Source organism: Butyrivibrio proteoclasticus (genome assembly GCF_900115735.1).
In the GTDB taxonomy this organism is placed as follows: Bacteria; Bacillota; Clostridia; order Lachnospirales; family Lachnospiraceae; genus Butyrivibrio; species Butyrivibrio proteoclasticus_B.
On record NZ_FOXO01000074.1, the window covers coordinates 1 to 1,433 of the forward strand.

Consider the following 1,433-nt stretch of genomic DNA (forward strand, 5'->3'; position numbering starts at 1 on the left):
ATGGGATAGGGGCATAGTGGACATGCCCTGTTCTGCAGGATGCATAGAGCATCGTGCAGGTTCATGCCGCTCTGCGGCATAACAGAAACCCTTTCTGACGTGGAGTCGGTGAGGTAGTTCATCTGGAGAAGATAAAAAAAGATATTACCTTTATTGTAATTCATATGAAGGATGTGGATTTACAGGAACTCAATGAAAACGAGGTTTTGCTGGATTCTATGCTCTTTAGAATGATTCAGATTTCTGAAAATGCTAAGAAACTATCGGCAGAATACAAGAACGGAAAGCCTGGTCTTCCATGGGATGAAATGTCAGGTCTCAGAAATCGTATAGTTCATGATTATGGGAATGTGGATCTTGAAATTGTGTATGAAACACTGAAATATGACATTCCAGAGCTCATGGAACAGTTGAAAGAAGATTAGATATCGATAGTCGATTATACTTCCAGTATTATCGACTAAGACAAATCGGCAGTTTGAAGGAAAGGTTAAAAATGATAATTAAGAACAAATATCCTGTTTGTGAGTTCGATACAAGCATAAGCCCAATAATTAAACCTACAGATTTTTTGGAAAAGACGCTTCCATCTAAATGTGTCATTACATTTTTTAGGAAAGAACTGGAGCAGTTTGTTGAAGATGAAAAACTCCCTGTAATTGGGTATCTTCATTCTGAGGTTTTAGACATTCCTATTTACGAATACAACAAATCTAAGGATAGAATTTGTATTACCATGCCCTTTTGTACAGCTCCCGGTGCGGCTGGGACAATCGAAGAATTATACGCTATGGGATGTGAAAAATTCATTATATGTGGTGGTGCAGGCTCTATTAAAAAAGGATCTAAAGTAGGGGAGATAATTGTTCCTGTTGCTGCTGTTAGAGATGAGGGAACGTCTTATCATTATTTAGAACCTTCCCGTGAAGTGGAATGTCATAAAGAAACTACAGATTATGTTATTTCTGGGTTGGAAAAATTAGGGATACCTTATACAACAGGGAAAACATGGACAACAGACGCTATGTACAGAGAAACCCCCGAAATGATTGAGCTAAGAAGAAATGAGGGATGTATAACGGTTGAAATGGAAACAGCAGCGTTTTTTGCGGTATCTAAGTATTATGATATTCATTTAGCTCAATTACTTTATGCAGGTGATGATGTGAGCGGCGAAAAATGGGACACGCGGAATTGGAATCATCAAATGAATGTCCGTTCAAATATGATTATTACTGCGGTTAAACTAATGGAAGAATTATAAGATAAATGTGTTTATCGAAACGAAAGCACTGTTAGGTGGCGTTATGCTCCGCCTAATAGTTCTGTAAATCGCAGTTTGGGGGCAATAGCAAAAATGAGAATCGTCGACACCTCAATTGGCTTTCAGTCAGTATTTATTGATGGTCAATTTAATCTTGATAAGTGGGAAA

At 38.0% G+C, this 1,433-nt stretch carries 2 protein-coding genes; both read left to right on the plus strand.

Annotated features, from left to right (window positions below; all coding sequences use genetic code 11):
* The first annotated feature begins 152 nt into the window (after window positions 1-152).
* Complete coding sequence (locus BM146_RS18930) at window positions 153-425, plus strand: HepT-like ribonuclease domain-containing protein (RefSeq protein ID WP_330391894.1); 273 nt, start codon at window positions 153-155, stop codon at window positions 423-425.
* A gap of 71 nt (window positions 426-496) precedes the next feature.
* On the plus strand, window positions 497-1,264 hold the full coding sequence (locus BM146_RS18935) for a nucleoside phosphorylase (protein ID WP_074892256.1): 768 nt from the start codon (window positions 497-499) through the stop codon (window positions 1,262-1,264).
* The last annotated feature ends 169 nt before the right edge of the window (window positions 1,265-1,433 follow it).